The 17,825-nt window shown below is 69.6% G+C and carries 17 protein-coding genes; 5 read left to right on the plus strand and 12 right to left on the minus strand.

Annotated features, from left to right (window positions below; translation table 11 throughout):
- Window positions 1–54: 54 nt before the first annotated feature.
- The 10 genes from BHS09_RS29485 to BHS09_RS29530 all read right to left on the minus strand — a co-directional run bounded on the left by BHS09_RS29485 (window position 55) and on the right by BHS09_RS29530 (window position 11,196).
- Complete coding sequence (locus BHS09_RS29485) at window positions 55–1,578, minus strand: cellulose synthase family protein (protein ID WP_011555691.1); 1,524 nt, start codon at window positions 1,576–1,578, stop codon at window positions 55–57.
- Window positions 1,579–1,903: 325 nt separating this feature from the next.
- Window positions 1,904–2,884 carry a D-alanine--D-alanine ligase gene (locus BHS09_RS29490; RefSeq protein WP_140799683.1) on the minus strand — a complete coding sequence of 327 codons (981 nt, stop codon included), beginning with the start codon at window positions 2,882–2,884 and terminating at the stop codon, window positions 1,904–1,906.
- Window positions 2,885–3,122: 238 nt separating this feature from the next.
- Window positions 3,123–3,476 (minus strand): hypothetical protein, encoded by a 354-nt coding sequence (locus tag BHS09_RS29495; RefSeq protein ID WP_140799684.1) that lies wholly within the window; start codon window positions 3,474–3,476, stop codon window positions 3,123–3,125.
- 2 nt (window positions 3,477–3,478) lie between these two features.
- Window positions 3,479–5,311, minus strand: a complete 1,833-nt coding sequence (locus tag BHS09_RS29500; RefSeq protein WP_140799685.1) for a PEGA domain-containing protein — start codon at window positions 5,309–5,311, stop codon at window positions 3,479–3,481.
- Between the two features lie 69 nt (window positions 5,312–5,380).
- Window positions 5,381–6,757, minus strand: a complete 1,377-nt coding sequence (locus tag BHS09_RS29505; protein WP_140794756.1) for a S41 family peptidase — start codon at window positions 6,755–6,757, stop codon at window positions 5,381–5,383.
- Between the two features lie 58 nt (window positions 6,758–6,815).
- Window positions 6,816–7,676, minus strand: a complete 861-nt coding sequence (locus BHS09_RS29510; protein ID WP_140794757.1) for an alpha/beta fold hydrolase — start codon at window positions 7,674–7,676, stop codon at window positions 6,816–6,818.
- A 69-nt stretch (window positions 7,677–7,745) separates the two neighbouring features.
- Complete coding sequence (locus tag BHS09_RS29515; protein ID WP_418763969.1) at window positions 7,746–8,879, minus strand: murein hydrolase activator EnvC family protein; 1,134 nt, start codon at window positions 8,877–8,879, stop codon at window positions 7,746–7,748.
- The gene (locus BHS09_RS29520; protein ID WP_140794759.1) at window positions 8,876–9,778 is read right to left on the minus strand and encodes a cell division protein FtsX; all 903 of its coding nucleotides are present in this window, start codon (window positions 9,776–9,778) and stop codon (window positions 8,876–8,878) included. The genes BHS09_RS29515 and BHS09_RS29520 overlap by 4 nt, the downstream gene beginning before the upstream one ends.
- Complete coding sequence (gene ftsE, locus BHS09_RS29525) at window positions 9,775–10,467, minus strand: cell division ATP-binding protein FtsE (protein WP_140794760.1); 693 nt, start codon at window positions 10,465–10,467, stop codon at window positions 9,775–9,777. Before ftsE ends, BHS09_RS29520 begins: the two co-directional genes overlap by 4 nt.
- A gap of 162 nt (window positions 10,468–10,629) precedes the next feature.
- Window positions 10,630–11,196 (minus strand): hypothetical protein, encoded by a 567-nt coding sequence (locus BHS09_RS29530; protein WP_090490308.1) that lies wholly within the window; start codon window positions 11,194–11,196, stop codon window positions 10,630–10,632.
- A gap of 226 nt (window positions 11,197–11,422) precedes the next feature.
- Here BHS09_RS29530 and carF point away from each other — a divergent pair, with 226 nt between their 5' ends.
- Window positions 11,423–12,268, plus strand: a complete 846-nt coding sequence (gene carF / locus BHS09_RS29535; protein WP_140794761.1) for a plasmanylethanolamine desaturase — start codon at window positions 11,423–11,425, stop codon at window positions 12,266–12,268.
- Window positions 12,269–12,339: 71 nt separating this feature from the next.
- Here the strand turns inward: carF and murI are convergent, their stop codons facing one another.
- Together murI and BHS09_RS29545 are read right to left on the minus strand one after the other, a co-directional pair.
- Window positions 12,340–13,155, minus strand: a complete 816-nt coding sequence (murI, locus tag BHS09_RS29540; protein ID WP_140799686.1) for a glutamate racemase — start codon at window positions 13,153–13,155, stop codon at window positions 12,340–12,342.
- Window positions 13,156–13,270: 115 nt separating this feature from the next.
- On the minus strand, window positions 13,271–14,221 hold the full coding sequence (locus tag BHS09_RS29545; RefSeq protein WP_225888078.1) for a hypothetical protein: 951 nt from the start codon (window positions 14,219–14,221) through the stop codon (window positions 13,271–13,273).
- 245 nt (window positions 14,222–14,466) lie between these two features.
- Here BHS09_RS29545 and BHS09_RS29550 point away from each other — a divergent pair, with 245 nt between their 5' ends.
- The 4 genes from BHS09_RS29550 to tolB are packed head-to-tail and all read left to right on the plus strand — an operon-like array spanning window position 14,467 to window position 17,738.
- Window positions 14,467–15,177 carry a MotA/TolQ/ExbB proton channel family protein gene (locus BHS09_RS29550; RefSeq protein ID WP_011555704.1) on the plus strand — a complete coding sequence of 237 codons (711 nt, stop codon included), beginning with the start codon at window positions 14,467–14,469 and terminating at the stop codon, window positions 15,175–15,177.
- A gap of 12 nt (window positions 15,178–15,189) precedes the next feature.
- Window positions 15,190–15,657 (plus strand): protein TolR, encoded by a 468-nt coding sequence (gene tolR / locus BHS09_RS29555; RefSeq protein ID WP_140794764.1) that lies wholly within the window; start codon window positions 15,190–15,192, stop codon window positions 15,655–15,657.
- A 3-nt stretch (window positions 15,658–15,660) separates the two neighbouring features.
- Window positions 15,661–16,449: an energy transducer TonB gene (locus tag BHS09_RS29560; protein WP_140799687.1), complete on the plus strand. Its 789-nt coding sequence runs from the start codon at window positions 15,661–15,663 to the stop codon at window positions 16,447–16,449.
- Window positions 16,446–17,738, plus strand: a complete 1,293-nt coding sequence (gene tolB / locus BHS09_RS29565; protein WP_140799688.1) for a Tol-Pal system beta propeller repeat protein TolB — start codon at window positions 16,446–16,448, stop codon at window positions 17,736–17,738. The genes BHS09_RS29560 and tolB overlap by 4 nt, the downstream gene beginning before the upstream one ends.
- The last annotated feature ends 87 nt before the right edge of the window (window positions 17,739–17,825 follow it).

A 17,825-nucleotide genomic window follows, 5' to 3' on the forward strand; every position in this document is an offset into this window, starting at 1 on the left:
TGAGGCGGCGCGGTGCCAGCCTCACCCCTGGCCTTCCCGAAGGAAGGACGCCGCTCAGGCCGCGCGGCGGGGCTGCTCGTCGGCGGCGTCCACCGCGGGGGTGGACTCCACCAGCTTCATCCGGCCGGACAGGCCCTGCAGCAGGCTGGAGCTGCCCACGTACAGGAAGCCCGCCAGGAACAGGACGATGAAGGGCACCGACGTGTAGATGCGCGCGTCGATGGCGAACCACAGCGCGCCGGTGAAGTACGCGGCGAACAGCAGCTCCACCAGCGGCAGCAGCGACTTGCTGCCCCGGTACGCCTTCTTGACGGTGACGGCCTTCTTGCCCTCGGCGCCCGTCTTCGGCGTGCGCGCGAAGCCCGACTGCTGGTTGAGCAGCGCCTCGGCCACCGCCTTGGCGTTGCTGATGGCCATGCCAATCCCCAGGCTCATGAGGAACGGCAGGTACTTCACCCGCTCCCAGCCCTTCGCGCCGCGCTCACGCTGCGCCGCCACATAGAAGAAGCAGACACTGGCGGTGGCCGTGAGGAAGAAGGGCAGGTCCAGGAACAGCGTGCCGTACAGGCCGTGCTGGAAGCGCACCACCATGCTGATGGGCATCAGCACCGACAGCAGCACCATCAACAGGTACGCCATGTTGTTGGTGAGGTGGAAGAAGGCCTCGCGCTTCACCACCAGAGGCAGGTCGCTCTTGAGGATGGTGGGCAGCAGCTTCTTCGCCGTCTGGATGGAGCCCTTGGCCCAGCGATGCTGCTGGCTCTTGAAGGCGTTCATGTCCACCGGCACCTCGGCCGGGGAGATGACCTCGGGCAGGAACACGAACTGCCAGCCCTTCAGCTGGGCGCGGTAGCTCAGGTCCAGGTCCTCGGTGAGCGTGTCGTGCTGCCAGCCGCCCGCGTCGGAAATCGTGTCACGGCGCCAGATGCCGGCGGTGCCGTTGAAGTTGAAGAAGCAGCCCGCGCGGTTGCGCGCGGTGTGCTCGATGATGAAGTGGCCGTCCAGGAAGATGCTCTGGGCCTGCGTCAGCAGCGAGAACTCGCGGTTCAGGTGCCCCCAGCGCACCTGCACCATGCCCACCTTGTCGTCCGAGAAGAACGGCACGGTGCGCATCAGGAAGTCGGGGCTGGGCACGAAGTCCGCGTCGAACACGGCCACGAACTGGCCCTTCGCCAGCTTCAGGCCGTTCTCCAACGCCCCCGCCTTGAAGCCCTGGCGGTTGACGCGGTGGATGTAGACGATGTCGTGACCCTTCTGGCGCTGGCGCTCCACGCATGCCCGGGCGATGCCACATGTCTCATCCGTCGAGTCGTCGAGGACCTGGATTTCGAGCAGGTCGCGCGGGTAGTCGATGCGGCACACCGACTCCACCAGGCGCTCCACCACGTACATCTCATTGAAGATGGGGAGCTGGATGGTGACCTTGGGCAGCGACTCCAGCGCACCCTTCGGCGTCGGCAGCTTGAACTTGTGCCGGTAGTACAGGAACGCCATCCGGTACCTGTGCGAGCCGTAGACTCCCAGCACGCACAAGAGACTGAAATAGACGCCCAGGAAGATGATCTCGACGGTGGTCATCGGTGACGCTCAACCCCTGCCACAGCCCAGAGGGCCTGCGGTCCTTCCGTGCGGGGCGGCCCGGCTGATTCCGTCTCGCGCGGACCGGCGCGAGATGGGTCGTCCAAGCCCCCACATCGTATGTACCCGAAAAGACAAGGTTTTGACCTTCGGGGAGTGATCGGCGCCGGACAATAGGAACGCGTTCAAGGCCGTGTCAAACTATTCCCCGGATTTGAACGTTCCGTTCACGGGGTCCTGACACCCTGCGTCACTCCTACCACACCCAGCTTGTGTCCCTGGCGCCGGGGTTGAAACAACGCCAGGGGTTGACCGACCTGGAGGGTCAGCTCACCGCGCGGCGAGGCGCGCCCAGGCCCGGCGGGGTCTCCACGACGGGGGCCTCCAGGACACCGGCTTCGTCACGGGTGGCCAGCGCCAGGATGCGCTCCGTGAGCGCGGCGAAGTCCAGCCCGGCCCTGGCGGCGATTTTCGGCAGCAGGCTGGTGGGGGTGAAGCCCGGCAGCGTGTTCACCTCCAGCACCACGTCGTTCTCCGTGTCCGAGCACATCATGTCCACCCGCGCCTGCCCGCGGCAGCCCAGCGCGCGGTAGGCCGCCAGCGCCAGGGCCTCCACGTTGGCCACGCGCGTGGGAGACAGCCGGGGTGGGCAGAAGTACGCGGCCCCGCCCTTGTATTTGGCGTCGAAGTCGAAGCCCTCGCGCGGCGTGGCCACCTCGCAGCTGCCCAGCACCTGGCCGCCGAGGATGCCCACCGTGACTTCCCGGCCCGCCACGTAGCGCTCTACCAGGGCCTCGCCGCCGAACCGGCTGGCCTGAGCCACCGCGAACGCCAGCGCCTCCGGCTCACGCACCACGGCCAGCCCCACCGACGAACCGCCGCACGCGGGCTTCACCACGCACGGGAAGCCCAGGTCGCCGTGCAGGGCCAGGGCGCGCCACGCGTCCTCGCGCGCCACCGTGTAGCCATGGGGCGTGGCCAGGTTGTGCAGGCGGAAGAGCCGCTTGGCGAAGGGCTTGTTCATGGCCAGCGCCGACGCCAGCACGCCCGAGCCCGTGTACGGCAGCTCCAGCAGTTCCAGCAGGCCCTGCACCCGGCCGTCCTCGCCCATGCGCCCGTGGAGCGCGACGAAGGCCACGTCCAGTTCGGCCGCGCGCAGTGCCCGGTCCAGGCCCGGCCCCGCGAAGATGCGAGTCACCTGATGGCCCCGGGACTCGAGCGCCGCCACCACGGCCTCTCCCGTCTTGAGCGAAATCTCCCGCTCCTCGCCCCACCCGCCCATCAGCACTCCCACGCGCTTGCCCATGTCGATGTTGCCTCCTGGGCGGAGCACAGAGCATGGATGATGCCAGCCACGCGGCGGTGGGCGGAGCGGGACGGTCTCCCTCGGAAACCGCCTGGGTGAGGGACTTCAGCCACGCCGTGCGCGAAGAGCAGGCGTGTCCTCCGGGCCGCGGCGTGGCCGGGGCGCCACGGAGCGGGCGGCCCGCGTCAGGCGCCGCTCCGTCTCCACGCCGCGAGCCGCGGACCTCGGGTGAGGCAGGTCAGCTGGCCGGGAACTCCGGCTCCAGGACGGGGCCCGGTCCGGTGGTGCCCGCGTCGTCCGGGAGCCCGGCGTCCGGCGCTTCCGAGCCCGCGTCCGGGTCAGTGGTTCCCGAATCCGTGTTCAGGCCACCGTCGGTGTTCAGGCCACCATCGGTGCCAGCATCGGTGCCGCCATCGGACGGCGCGGCGCCGTCGGGGACGCACGCGTTGTCGACGCAGGCGTAGCCCTCCAGGCACTGGTTGAGCTCATCGCAGGGCTGCCCTTCCTCGTCGAAGTCGACGAGGAGGCTGCACGCGGACAGCCCGGTGCCCAGGGCCATGAAAGCAACGAGGTTTCGCAAGGGACGGCGCATGGCTAGTAGTTCCGGAGATCGTCATCGTCGAGTGCGGGCCGCTTCTTCTTCTTCTCTTCCTCTCGCCGCCGCTCCTCCTGCCGCCGCCGCTCTTCCTGCTCGCGCTGCGCCGCGGACTCCTCCTGCTTGCGCCGCTCCTCCAACTCCTTGCGCTGGCGCTCCACCTCTTCACGGCGCTTGCGGAGCTCTTCCTCACGCTGGCGCGCCTCATCCTCCTGCGCGCGCTTGTTGGACGTGCTGGGCTCCTTCTGCGTCGAGGCCGGCACCGCCTGCGCGGGAGGCGGAGGCATGGGCAGCGGCTCCTTCGCCGCGGCGGGGGCCGCCTTCGGCGCGGGAGGCGTGTCCTGCGGCGGCGCGGCCGCGGGGACGGGCGCCGGCGCGGGGCGGCTCGCGCGGGAGGACGACTTCGAACCACCGCTGCCGCCATTGGCGAAGGCCAGGTAGCCGCCCGCGCCCGCCGACGCGAGGCCCAGGAGGATGCCGACGTCGGCCACCAGCGCGTACGACTTGCCCGTGCTCTTGAGGTCCTGGGCGCGGCTGCTGTTCTGCGCCGCGCGCTTGAAGTCATCCGACTTCGCGGAGGCCTCCATGCCGAAGTAGACGCCGCCGGCCAGCAGCGCCACGCCGGTGGCCATCAGCACGTAGCCCACGGTGCGGCGCGTGTTGCTGACGCCACCCGAGAAGTGCGTCACCGGCTTGCCGCCCTGGCGCGGCGCATCCGCCGACACCAGCTGCGCCAGCAGCGCCTGCGAACCGTCCACCAGCCCCTCCCCACGCGGCACCGTCCCCAGCGCGTAGGCCTGGTTGTGGCCATCCGACACGTCCAGGCGCAGGCCCGTCACCTCCAGCGGCGCGGTCCCGGCACCACCGCGCACCAGGAGCGCCAGCACCTGGGACACGCCCGCGAGCGTCCCCAGCTCACGAAGGGCCGCGTCGCGCTCCTGACTCTCCGGCTTGCGCGCCGCCTGCTCGGTGAACGTCTGCAGGCCCTTCTGCGCCGCCACGGGGGCCAGCGTCAGGCTGACCTCGCCCTCGCGCTCCCGGCGCTGCGTCAGCGCGTAGCCCGGCGCCACCACCGTCACGTAGTGGTCCGCGGCCGTGAGGTCGGCGACGTCCACCGGCGAGATGCCCCGGAACTGGCCGTCCACGAACACCTGGGCCGGTACTGGCTCGGTGCTCACGCGCAGGCTGGCCTTGGTGCCGGTGAGCACCGCCTTGCGCTCCTTCTCCACGAAGGTCATCTCCTCCGGCGGGAAGAAGTTGGGCGAGAAGCGCGCCTCCGGGTTCAGCGCCAGCGCGGTGCGAATCTCCAGCTGCGCGGCGGTGTTCTCACCGTTGGCCACCTGCGACGCGGCCTTCATCACCCGCGCGCGGCTCAGCTCGGTGAAGCGCTGGGAGAGGTCGGCGACCTCGTAGCCGCGCACCGCCTTGTCGAAGTGCTCGAGCGCCTTCTCGGTGTCGAGCTCGTCGTAGGCGCGCTGGCCCGCCTTCATCGCCTCGGCGGCCTCGGCCTCACGGGCCTGGCGCTCGCGCTGCCCGTCCGCGTCCAGCGCGTCCGACAGGCGCACCAGCTTCAGCCGCCCCGAGCGCGTCACCGCCAGCTCCGCCTCGCGCGCCAGCCGGGCCGCGTCGCCACGGGCCTCCGCGTCCAGCGCAATGGCCACCACGGTGACCGTAGCCGCATCGGCCGGCGCATCCGCCGTCGCCGCGCTCAAGGCCCGGGGCACCAGCCGCGAGGACACCGGCGTCTGCGCCGCCGCGGGTCCCACGGCCAGCAGTCCCACCAGCCATCCACTCAACGCGGCGTGAACCGCTCGCACATTCGAAGGTCGCATCTCTCGTTCACCTTTTGCTCGTTGCGCATCAAACGGACTGCACAGCGAAATGCAAGTGAGAAGGAGTCCTCAGCGACCCGCTGCCCGAGCTGGAGTACGCGCGGGAGCGGATGCCATGCCATGGAGATAGTCCAGGGCGACCCTCAAGGGATAGTCCTCCAGCTTCGCGGTGACGTCCCAGGGCTTGAGATTCTCCGGCAGGCCTCGGGGCTCCGGCGCGGCGGGCTCGGTCGCGGCCGTCGGCTCGGCGCGGAAGTGGCGCTGCAGGTCCTTCTCCCGCACCACATCGCGCGGCACCTTGCCTCCCGCTTCGTCGGGGACGAGGAAGTCCGGGGTGATGCCGCGCTCCTGGATGCTGCGGCCCTTGGGCGTGTAGTAGCGCGCGATGGTCAGCTTCAGCCCGGAGCCATCCTCCAGCTCGATGACCGTCTGGACGCTGCCCTTGCCGAAGGTGGGCGTGCCCAGGATGCTCGCGCGGCCATGGTCCTGGAGCGCGCCCGCCACGATTTCGGACGCGGAGGCACTGCCCGCGTTGACCAGCACCACGACGGGGTAGTCCTTCTCCGTGTCGCGGTCCTTGCTGCGCTCCACGGTGGCGCTTCGGCCATCCCGCCCCCGCGTGGAGACGATGGGCAGATTGCCCGGCAGGAACCGGTCGCTCACCGCCACCGCCTGGTCCAGCAGCCCGCCCGGGTTGTTGCGCAGGTCCAGCACCAGGCCGCGCAGCTCCTTGCCGCCGTTGAGCGCGCGCAGCCGGTCCAGCTCCTTGCGAAGGTACAGGTCGGTGCGGTCCTGGAAGTTCTTCACCTTCACATGGCCGATACCGCCATGCAGCGCGCCTTCCACGGACACGATGCGGATGTGGTCCCGGATGATGGCGATTTCGCGCGGCGCGCTGAAGCCCTCGCGCATGATGGTCAGCAGCACGCGTCCGCCGGCCGGGCCGCGCATCTTCTGCAGCGCGCGCCCCACGTCCATGCCCTCGGTCCGCTCACCGTCGATGCCGACCAGCTCATCGCCGGCCTTGATGCCCGCGCGCGCCGCGGGGGTGTCGTCGATGGGCGCCACCACCACGATGCGCTCGCCCTTGCGCGCGATTTCGATGCCCAGGCCGCCCCACTCGCCCGAGGTGTCGATTTTCATCTCCCGGTACACGTCGGGCGGGAGGAACACCGTGTGCGGATCCAACGTCTCCAGCATGCCCTGGATGGCGCCGTAGATGAGCCGCTGGCGGTCCGGCGACTCCACGTAGTTGTTCTCCACGTAGGAGAGCACCCGCGCGAACACCTCCAGCTGCCGGTACGTGGCGTCGTCGCGCTCGGCCTGCTCCGCGCGGCCCGCCGTCCCCGCGTCCTTCCTGGGCGGCTCCGCGGCATGCGCCCACGGAGCACTCAGGAGGAAGAAGGCGGTCAGCGCCGCGCGCCATGGCTGGGAGGAACCCGTCACGTCGGTACGTCCTTTCCCGGGGCGGCCCCGGAAGGCTCCGTACCAGTCTACCCGGCCCTCACAGCTCCGCCGAGTCGGCGAAACGCACCAGGTGCGACACCAGCTCGTCCGGGCGCTCCAACTGCGGCACGTGCCCGAAGCCATCCACCACGCGCACCTGCGCATGGGCAGGCAGGTGGGCGCGATACCAGTTCAGCGTCTCCGACGGCAGCAGCCGCTCACTGCCGCCCCACAGGAACAGCAGCGGCATGGCCAGGTTGCGCACCTGCTCCGGCTCCAGGCAGGCGCGCGTGGCCAGCGCCTCCGCGGTCAGCGCCCGCACGGTGGGTGTGTCGTAGAAGTGCCGCAGCTCGTAGGCGAACAGCAGCGCGGGCAGGGGCGGACGGTGGAACAACCGCCGCGTGAAGGCACGCGCCTCCGCGGGGGACTTCACGACGAACGAGTTGAGCAGCGCGGTGTTCTCCGCCTCCGGCAGCTGCGCGCCCGCGGGAGCCACCAGCGCCAGCGCGCGGACCCATTCGGGGTGATCCGCCGCCAGGTTCACCGCCATGGCGCCCCCCAGCGAGTTGCCCACCACGAAGGCCGGCGCCTTCACCACCTCTTCCACGTAGGCGCGCAGCACCTCGAACTGGTTGCGCACACACACCTCTCCGCCGCAGTACTCCACGGAGAAGCCGTGTCCCGGCAGGTCCGGGGCGTACACGCGGGAGAAGCGCTTCGCCATGCCGAAGAGCGTGCGCCCAAAGCCGTTCGCCGAGCCGCCCAGCCCGTGCACCAGCACCACTGGCGGCCCCTTGCCCTGCCCCGTCAACGCGTAGTGGTGCACCGTCTGGTCACCGACCTGCATTGTCGTGGACTCGACACCACGCGCCACCAGCATGTGCCGCAGCGCCTTTTGCATTCCGCCCATCAGGTCCATGCGCTCGCCTGCTCCTCGCAGAAGGGTCCCACGACAATAACAACGCGTCCGCGCATTTGCCGCAACGCGTCAGGGCCCGGGCGCCAGCCACAGGGCGGGGTCGACCGCCTGCCCGCCCTTGCGCACCTCGAAGTACAGGTAGGCGCCCTTGAGGGAACCAGTGTCCCCCACCTCGCCCACCACGTCTCCGGGAAGCACCATGCCGCCCAGTTCGGGGGTGATGGAGGACAGGTGGGCCATGAGGGTGTGGTAGCCGTCGCCGTGGTCCAGGATGAGCAGGTTGCCGTAGCCGCGCAGGGCGCCGGCATAGGCGACGGTGCCCTCGGCCACGGCCCGTACCGGCGTGCCCGCGGCGGCGCGGATGTCCAGACCCTTCTGGACGGTGACGGTGTTGAAGCGCGGGTTGACGACCTTGCCGAAGCCCACCTCGACGATGCCTGACACGGGCCGGGGGAGCTTGCCGCGCAGCGCGCCGAAGCCGCTCGTCGCGGGCAGCTCCTTCAGGTCCTGCACCATCCGCGTCAGCTCCGCGTCGGCCTGCTCCAGCTCGCGCACCGCGCGCCGGGCCAGCTCCGCTTCGCCCGCGAGCGTGCCCACCACCTCCTCCAGCCCTTCTTGCTGCATGCGGGCCAGTCGCTCCTGCTCCTGGAGGAAGGCCATTCGCGCGGCGAGCGACGCCTGGAGCCGCTCCAACTCCCGCGTCGCCTGACGCTGCAAGCGCGCCACGCGCTGTACGGTGCGCAGCAGCTCCAGGTCGCCGGACATGCTGGCCTCCAGCGCCCGGGCTCGCCACACCAGCGCGGCGAAATCCTCGGCCGACAGCAGCACCTCCAGCGGGCGGCGGCGCATCAGGCGGTACAGCGTGCGCAGGCGCGGCGACAGCCGGCGCAGTTGCAACTTCAAAGCCTCGGCCAGCACGGCCTGCTCACGCTCCGCCAGCAGCACGCGCCGGCGGAACACCGCCAGGTCGCCTTCCAGCGAGCGCACGCGCCGGCGGGAGAAGGCGGCCATCTCCTGCATCAGCTCCACGCCCTCCAGCACGGAGAGCTTCTTCGCCTCCACCAACGCCAGCGTCGCGCGCTGCGCGCTCAGCCGCTCACGCACCGCGGCCTGTTCGGCATCCTCGGCCGCCGTCGCCGGAGCCGCCGCCATGGCCGTCGAGGCCCACAGCCCCAGTGCCAGCAGGAGGAGGCGCCAGCTCATACGCGGAGGAAGCGCCCCACGGCGACGAAGCTGCCGCCCAGTCCCAGGCCGCAGCCAGCGCACAGCAACTCCAGCGCCAGCCGGGGCTCCACCCATGGCGCCGCGACACCGGGCCCCAACAGGAAGGCGAAGAGCGCGCCCAACGTGGGCCCCAGCATCCGGCCGAAGGCCCACAGCCCCAAGAGCGCCACCGCCGCGCCGAGCACGCCCTGGAGCAGGCCCTCCAGCAGGAAAGGCGCCTTGACGAAGCGGTCCGTGGCGCCCACCAGCTTCTGGATTTCAATCTCGCCGCGCCGCGAATAGATGGCCAGTTGCAGCGTCGCCGCCACGATGACCACGGTGGCGCCCAGCACCACCGCGAAGGCCACCAGCGAGCCGAAGCGCAGCGCCCGGGCGATGGCGGACAGCCGCTGCACCGCCGCTTCACCGTAGTCCACGCCGGCCACGCCAGGCGCCGCTCGCAGCGTCTTCGCCAGCGCCAGGAGCGCGTCCGGGTTGCGCCGCTCCGGCGGCACGCGCAGTTCCAGCGACACTGGCAGCGGGTTCTCCGGCAGCTCCGCCAGCGCCTCGCCCAGGTCGCCCAACTCCGTGCGCAGCCGTGAAAGCGCGGCGTCTGGCGACACCAGCGTCACCTCGCCGCCGCTGAGCGCCAGCACGCGGGCACGCACCCCGTGGACCTCGTCCGCGTCCAGCTCGGGCGCCAGGTACACCGTCACCTCCACCTCGCCGCCGAGCGACGCCAGGAGGTTGTCCAGCACCCGCGCCGCGCCCCGGGCCATGCCCGCGGAGAACAGGGCGATGGCGATGGTCGTCACCGCGATGAAGTGCACGAAGGGCGAATGCTTCAGCCCCACCGCCGCCGAGCGGCAGAAGTACGCCACCTTCGACAGCGCGCTCATACCACCATCCGGCGCGCCGCCTTGACGCCGTCCTCGTCGGACACAATCTGCCCGCGCTCCAGGCGCACGGTGCGCTTCTGGTAGCGCGACAGCAGCGTCGCATCGTGCGTGGCCACCATCACCGTGGTGCCGCGCACGTTGACCTGCGTGAGCAGGTCCATGATTTCGACGGTGAGCGCCGGGTCCAGGTTGCCGGTGGGCTCGTCCGCCAGGAGGATGGTGGGGTCATTGACGAGCGCCCGCGCGATGACGACGCGCTGCTGCTCTCCACCCGACAGGCGCAGGGGGTAGGAGTCCGCCTTGTGCTCCAACCCCACCAGCTTGAGCATGCGCCGCACCTTCTCGCGCGCCTCCGCGCGGGGCACGCCCAACACGTCCAGCGTGAAGGACACGTTGTCCTCCACCGTCCGGTGCGGCAGCAGCTTGAAGTCCTGGAACACCACCCCGATGTTGCGCCGCAGGTACGGCACCGCGGACTCACGGATGCGGGCGATGTTGCGGCCGCCCACGAGAATCTGCCCCTTGGTGGCCTTCTCCGCGCAGAAGATGAGCTTCAGCAGCGTCGTCTTCCCCGCGCCCGAAGGGCCCGTGAGGAACACGAACTCGCCCTTCTCCACGTTGAGGTTGATGTCCGACAACACCGGTGGGTCGCCGGGATACGCCTTATATACGTGGAAGAACTGAATCATGGCGGCGGGCGGAAGGCCGCCAACCTAGCACGCCCGGGCGGCATCCCCCACGCACGCCCCGCGAGAGGGATTCCTGCCCGTTCGCCCAGGCCGCACGAATATCTGGAGCGATGTCCGGATGGGCACGCCAGGCGCCCACATCCGGAAGACCGCGTGGGCGGGCTACTGCTCGCCTTCGCCCGCCAGGTAGCTGAGGATGACCTCGTCGAGGCTCTTCTCCGAGATGAGGTCCTCGCCGAAGAGCGTCTCCACGCCAATCTCGTTGATCTTCGGCTTCTCCTTGAGGGCGCGCGCCGCGGCGACCTCCGGAGGAACCACCACGGGCGCGGGAACCGCCACGGGCGGAGGAGGCGGAGGCGGCCGCTGCGCCATGGACTGGCCAGGCTGCAGCTTCACCTGCGCCGGGTCCGTATCCGCCGCGAGCTGACCGGGCTGGTAGCTGCGCGCGGTGGACTCGTAGCTGTCGTACACCCCGTTGATGAGGTTGCGCAGCATCTCCTTGTGCTGCTCCTCCATCAACTCACGCACGACCTCCGCGAGGTTCTCCGCGTTGAGGATGTCCGCGTAGGACGTCTTCTTCGACGCGAGGATGTTCCCGCCCACGAACAGGTGGGTGATGATGTGGGGGTTGTTGACGCCCGAGTCCTCGGTCTGGACGTGGTAGACCTTCCCCTTGTGCTTGATGTTGTGATTGAAGCCGGTGACGGCTTTTTCGAAGGTTTTCGTCATCGCCGAGGTCGCGGACCGTACCAGCCGCATCCGCACGACACAAGGTAAGCGTGACCTGCTCTCGTCCTTCGTGCTGCCACACGCACACGAGTGACTCCCTGGCCCACCAGCCGTGCAGGCCACGGCGATTGCCCGGCAGTTCCGTTGAAAAGCTGAAAGCGGCTGGGATACGTACAGGCTGACGGACGGGGTTCTCGACCCCCCCACCAACGGCGAGGACGCCCGGATGAAGACCCAAGAGATTGAAAAGAAGGTGCGCCAGCAAGACGCCCAGGTGCTGGCCCAGGGGTACTCGCCCGCCATCCGCGCGATGGAGATTGCCGCCATCGTCTCCTTCGTCTCCCTGGAGGTGGCGCTGGTGTACCGGCTGTGGGGCAACCCCTATGCGGGCACGTGGCTGCTGCTCAGCGCGGTGCTGCTGGGCTACCTCGCCGCGGACTTCGTCTCCGGCTTCGTCCACTGGATGGGCGACACGTGGGGCTCCACGGAGATGCCGCTGCTGGGCAAGGCGCTCATCCGCCCCTTCCGCGAGCACCACGTGGACGAGAAGGCCATCACCCGCCACGACTTCGTGGAGACCAACGGCAACAACTGCCTCATCTCCCTGCCGGTGGCCATCATGGCCCTGTGCATGCCCATGAGCGGCCCGGGCTGGGTGTTCTGCGCGTCCTTCCTCGGCGCGATGATTTTCTGGGTGATGGCGACCAATCAGTTCCACAAGTGGTCGCACATGGACTCGCCGCCCGCGCTCGTCGGCTTCCTCCAGCGCGTGCACCTCATCCTGCCCCCCGACCACCACCGCATCCATCACACCAAGCCGTACAACAAGTACTACTGCATCACCGTAGGCTGGATGAACAAGCCGCTGACGATGGTCCACTTCTTCCCCACCGCCGAGCGGCTCATCACCTGGGCCACGGGCCTGCTGCCGCGCCAGGACGACATCGGCGCGGAGGCGGCGCGCGCGCTGGTGGTCGCCGCGGGTGGCAGCGAGGCCCCGGTGGTCCAGGCGGCCAAGGAGCTGCTCACCCAGGCCACCGTGCAGGAGAAGCCCGCCTCAACGCGGCCGTAGTCCTCCGCCGTACCAGGACGCCCGCCCGGCCTGCCGCGGCGGGCGTTCGTGCGTCCGCGCCGCGTCACCCGTCAGAAGGTCAGGTCCACCTGCTCCGCGGCGGTGATGGGCCGGCCCAGGAAACGGGCTCCCACCTCCATGAAGCGCTCCGGCACGTCGGTGACGTAGTACGCGTGCTCCGGAGTGCCTCGCGACGCCGGCGCCAGTCCGTCCCGCTCGGACAGCAGCGCGGCCACGGCGTCCGCGGTGGCCTCCGCCGAGTCCACCAGCGCCACGTGCGGCCCCACCACCTCCGCGATGACCCCCTTGAGCAGCGGGTAGTGCGTGCAGCCCAGCACCAGGGTGTCCACGCCGTCGCGGGTGAACTCGGCCAGGTAGTCGCGCGCCACCAGCAGGGGCACGTCGCCCGTGGTCCACCCCTCCTCCGCCAGCGGCACGAAGAGCGGACAGGCGCGGGCCTTCGCCCGCACCCGTGGGTCCGCGGACTCAAGGGCGCGCTGGTAGGCGCCCGATCGGATGGTGCCGGGTGTGCCGATGATACCCACCCCGCCCCCCTGCGTGCGCGCCAGCGCCGCCCGCGCGCCGGGGAGGATGACGCCCACCACCGGCACTGGCAGCGCCGCCTCCAGCGCGGGCAGCGCCACGGCCGAGGCGGTGTTGCACGCCACCACCAGCAGCTTGATGCCGCGCTCCAGGAGGAACTCCGCGTTCTTCAGCGAATAGCGCGTCACCACCTCGCCGGACTTGGTGCCGTAGGGCACCCGCGCGGTGTCCCCCAGGTACACCGTGCTCTCGTGAGGGAGCCGGGACATGAGGGCCTTGAGGACGGTGAGCCCTCCGACGCCTGAATCGAAGACACCAATGGGACTGTGGCTGCCTTGCCGCATGGAGCGTGTCCCTATCACGTTTGATGCCAGCGTCAGCGGCAGCCCCGCTGAACGCACGAAGGGCCGGGATGCATCATCCCGGCCCTCCGCTCACTGCCCAGCCCACCTGACGCGCTCAGTCCTCGATGAGGTACACCGGCAGCGAGGAGTTCGGGCCCGGGAACTGGTGGGCGACCACGTCGATGACAGGCGAGTTGTTCGGCGAGAAGTACTCGCGACCGTCGCGAGCGCTGGCGTACATCTCCACCACGTAACGGCCGGGCCGCAGGAACTGGTACACCACCACCGAGCTTTCATTCGGGCCATCGACGCAGTCGTGCCAGTCACCGACGTCGCCGTACACCAGTTCACCGGTGTGGATGTCGCGGAAGTTGATGCCCACGCGCTGCAGGCCGGCCTCGTAGCAGGTCTGGCGGTTCCCGTAACGCGAGCGCAGCTCCCACCGGACAGAGGCCCCGCCAATGGCCCACATCGACCCGGTGTGGGAGGTCGGCTGCCCCAACTGGGTGAGGATGTCGCCCCCGAAGTAGTACCAGGGCAGGCCATTCCTATCGACGGCGACGAGCTCCAACCCGTGGTAGCCCGGGTCCAGGTACGGCGTGCGGATCTGGTTGGCGGCGTGCCCTTCCCAGCACTCGAAGCGCGCCCAGTCACCGCCATCCACGCTCGCCTCGACGTGGGTGATCCCCGCCTGGTTGCAGTTGGGGCTGGGGCTGTAGCTGTTCGGCGGGAAGAGCCAGCTCAGGTAGGCGAAGGACGGCGGAGCGCCCGTCGGGGTCAGGTCCACGTTCACCGTCACGTTGCCGTCCACGGTGAAGGTTCCATGGGTCTCGTACAGCAACTCATTGCCGTAGCCGACGCCTTCCAGGCGGAACGAGTAGGTCCCCGGCGCGAATCGGTGGAGGACGATGCCGTCGAAGCCGTTCGCCTGGCAGTTGTAGCGGCCGTCGTTGGCCAGCACCTCGCCGGGGATGATGACGTTGACGCCATGGACCGCGCGGACATCGTCGCAGCGCTGACCACCGAAGCTCCAGCGGAAGGTCACATCCCCCTCGTAGCGGGGCACATCGCAGCACGGCTCTTCATGGACGACACAGCCAGGGAGGATCGCAAACAAGCAGAGGAATGCGACCAGCAACCGGGAGTTCATGGGGCACCTGTCGGTGGGGCAGTAAGGTGTTCGGCCCGCTTCTGCTCCATCCGACGGGCGGCGGCGGGAATTATTCACCGCCCTGGGCAATCCAGCTCAAGCAAGCAACCGTTTCCCCATTGTTTGACCCTGTCTTATCGGAGTGTTACGCGCTGCTCCCCATGACGCCCCACCTGCCCCTGGCGCTTGGCGCCATGAACTACGTGGAGATCATCCGCGACGCCTCCCTCATCGAGCTGGCAGTCCTGCTGCTCCTGATGGGCGTATCCGTGGCCTCCTGGGCCCTCATCGCCATGAAGGCGTCCCAGCTCGCCAAGGCTCGCGCACAATCTCTCACCTTCCTCGACACCTTCTGGAAGGCCTCGCGCCTGGAAGCCATCTACCAGACGGCCCAGAAGCTGGACGGCTCGCCGCTGTCGAAGGTCTTCTGCGCTGGCTATGAGGAGCTGACCAAGCTGGCGCAAGCCAAGGAGGGCGGCACCGAAGGCGCGCTGGCCGAACGGCTGGGCGGCATCGAGAACGTGGAGCGCGCGCTCCACCGGGCCTCCACGGCGCAAATCACCGAGCTGGAGAACCGGGTGTCCTTCCTGGGTACCGTGGGCGCGGCGTCGCCCTTCGTGGGCCTGTTCGGCACCGTTATCGGCATCCTGAGCGCGTTCAACCAGATTGCCGAACAGGGCAACGCGACGCTGGCCACGGTGGCCGCGCCGGTGGGCAACGCGCTCTTCGCTACCGCCGCGGGCCTGTTCGCGGCGATTCCGGCGGTGGTCGCCTACAACTCGTTCGTCAGCCGCATCAAGGTGTTCGACACGGAGATGTCGAACTTCTCCGCGGACTTCCTCAACATCATCAAGCGTCACTTCTTCCGGTAGCCGGGGGCCACCATGGGAATGGGCGGAGGAAACCGCGGCGGTGGCCGCACCACCATGAGCGAAATCAACGTCACGCCCATGGTGGACGTGATGTTGGTGCTGCTCATCATCTTCATGGTGACGGCGCCCCTCATCCAGCAGGGCGTGAAGGTGAACCTGCCGGAGACCAAGGCCGCGCCGGTGGAGGCCACGGAGAAGAAGCTGGTCCTCTCCATCGACGCGGGGCGCAAGGTCTACATCGGTGATGCGGAAGTGGCGCTGGAGGAGCTGGAGCAGAAGCTCGCCGCCAACGCCAAGGCGCAGGCCGACAAGGAAGTCTATCTCCACGCGGACCGGGACGTGCCGTACGGTGTGGTGGTGGAGGTCATGGCCGCGGCCCAGCGCGCGGGCATTGGCAACGTGGGCATGATTACGGACCCGTCGACCGGGGGTCGGACGTCCAACACTGGCAAAGGCAAGTCGAAGGAAGCGAAGCGCTAGCCCATGACGCCCTCCGCGGTAAGCCACAGCCTGCTCGTCACGCGCTCCACGCGGCTGTCGCGCTTCGTGGTGGTGTCCGTCGTGGGGCACATCCTGGTGCTGGTGGCGGCGATTGCGTACGCGCGCTACTCCGCCACGCCCAAGGTGGACCTGGACACCAAGCCCATTCGCGCCACGCTGGTGCGCCTGGGCAAGCCGCGCGACTCCAAGCTGCTGCCGCGCAAGGAGCAGCTGCCACCGCCCCCCAAGAAGGTGGACGCACCCAAGCCCGCTCCGGAGGCCCCGCCCCCGGAGCCCTCCCCCGCCAAGGTGGCGGTGCCCATCCCGGGTGTGCAGCCGGAGCCCTCCACGTCCAAGCCCACGCCGCAGAAGGGCGAGACGACCGGCGAGGACCGGCGCAAGCGGCTCTTCGGTGCCTTCGACAAGACGGCCAAGGCGGCCGAGCCCGAGGAGGCGGAGGGCGCCGAGGACGGCGACCCGGACGGCGACTCGGCCACCGCGGAAGGCGAGCGCTACTTCGGCCTGCTCCAGTCGCAGGTCCGCCGCCACTACAGCGTGGCGGACACCATCCCCGAATCCGAGCGGCTGCACCTCAAGGCCATGGTGGCGGTGCGCCTGGGCCGCACGGGTGAAGTGCTGGACGTGAATCTCACCAAGGCCAGTGGGAACGACCTCTTCGACTCGGCCGTCGTCACGGCCGTGCGCAAGGCCGCGCCCTTTTCTCCTCCGCCTGACCATCTCCGGGACGCCCTGCAGAAGAGCGGCGTCAACCTGGTGTTCAACGCCCTATGAAAGCCCTGCTCCTCTCCCTGCTGCTCCTCCCCGTCGTCGCGCTCGCGCAGGCGCCCACCATCGAAATCTCCGGCGCCAACTTCCGCCCGCTGCCCGTGGCGGTACCCGCGCCCCTGACGCAGAACGATGGCGCGAAGGCGTTGGTGGCGCCCTTCGACTTGGCCTTCAGCTTCGACCTGGCCGCCTCCGGCATCCTCCAGGTGCTGGACCGCAAGGGCTTCACGGCGGACGCGAAGGAAGGCATGGCCGCGGCCAGCATCAACTTCAGCCGCTGGGCGGACGTGGGCGCCGAAGCGCTCGTGAAGGTGTCGCTGGCGCAGGACGGCGGCGTGGTGCGCGGTGAGCTACGCCTGTTCAACGTGGGCACCGGCCGCGAGGACCTGAAGGTGTCCAAGGACGCGCCCGCCGATAATGCCTCGCTGCTGGCGCACCGCCTGGCGGACGCGCTCTACCGGCACTTCACCCGCGAGCCCAGCCCCTTCCTGTCCCGCATTACCTATGTGCGCAAGGCGGGCACCAATCGCGACGTCTACGTGGCGGACTGGGACGGCGGCAACGCCCGGGCGCTCACCAAGGGCGGCATCAACATCCTGCCCGCGCTGAGCCAGGACGGCTCGCAGGTCGCCTTCACGACGTACCGCAAGAATCGCCCGGACATCTACGTGCAGTCCCCTGGCGGTGAGGCGAAGGCCGTCATCTCCGGCGGGCAGATGGCCACCGGCGCGGCCTTCTCTCCGGACGGCAAGCGCATCGCGTACTCGCTGGCGGAGGGCGAGAGCGCCCAGGTGTACGTGGCCAACGCGGATGGCAGCGGCGCGCGCGCGCTCACCGACACGCCCTACGGCCTCAACACCAGCCCCACCTGGTCGCCGGACGGCAAGCGCCTTGCCTTCGTGTCCAACCGGGGCGGCAGCCCGCAGGTCTACATCATGAACGCGGATGGCACGGGCGTGCGCCGGCTCACCTTCCAGGGCAACTACAACCAGACGCCGGACTGGTCGCCGCGTGGGGACCTCATCGTCTTCACCGCTCGCGACGAGCGCAACGCCTTCGACCTCTTCACCGTCAGCGTGGAGACGGGCAAGGTGACGCGCCTCACGCAGGACCAGGGCAGCAACGAGGAGCCCGCCTTCTCTCCCAACGGGCGGCTCATCGTCTTCACGTCCACCCGCAATGGCGGCTCGCAGCTCTATGTCATGACGGCGGACGGCAACAACCAGCTGCCGCTGCGCGCCGAGAAGGGCGTCTACCAGACGCCGGACTGGTCGCCGCTGCCGCAGGCGCAGTAGCCGTCCCCTGGGCCTGTGGGGCGCCAGCGAGCGCCCCGCGCCCGGCACCGGGACGTCCGTTGACAGCCGGGGCGCGCTCGGGTCGAG

The sequence above is a fragment of the Myxococcus xanthus genome (assembly GCF_006402735.1).
GTDB classification, from domain to species: domain Bacteria; phylum Myxococcota; class Myxococcia; order Myxococcales; family Myxococcaceae; genus Myxococcus; species Myxococcus xanthus_A.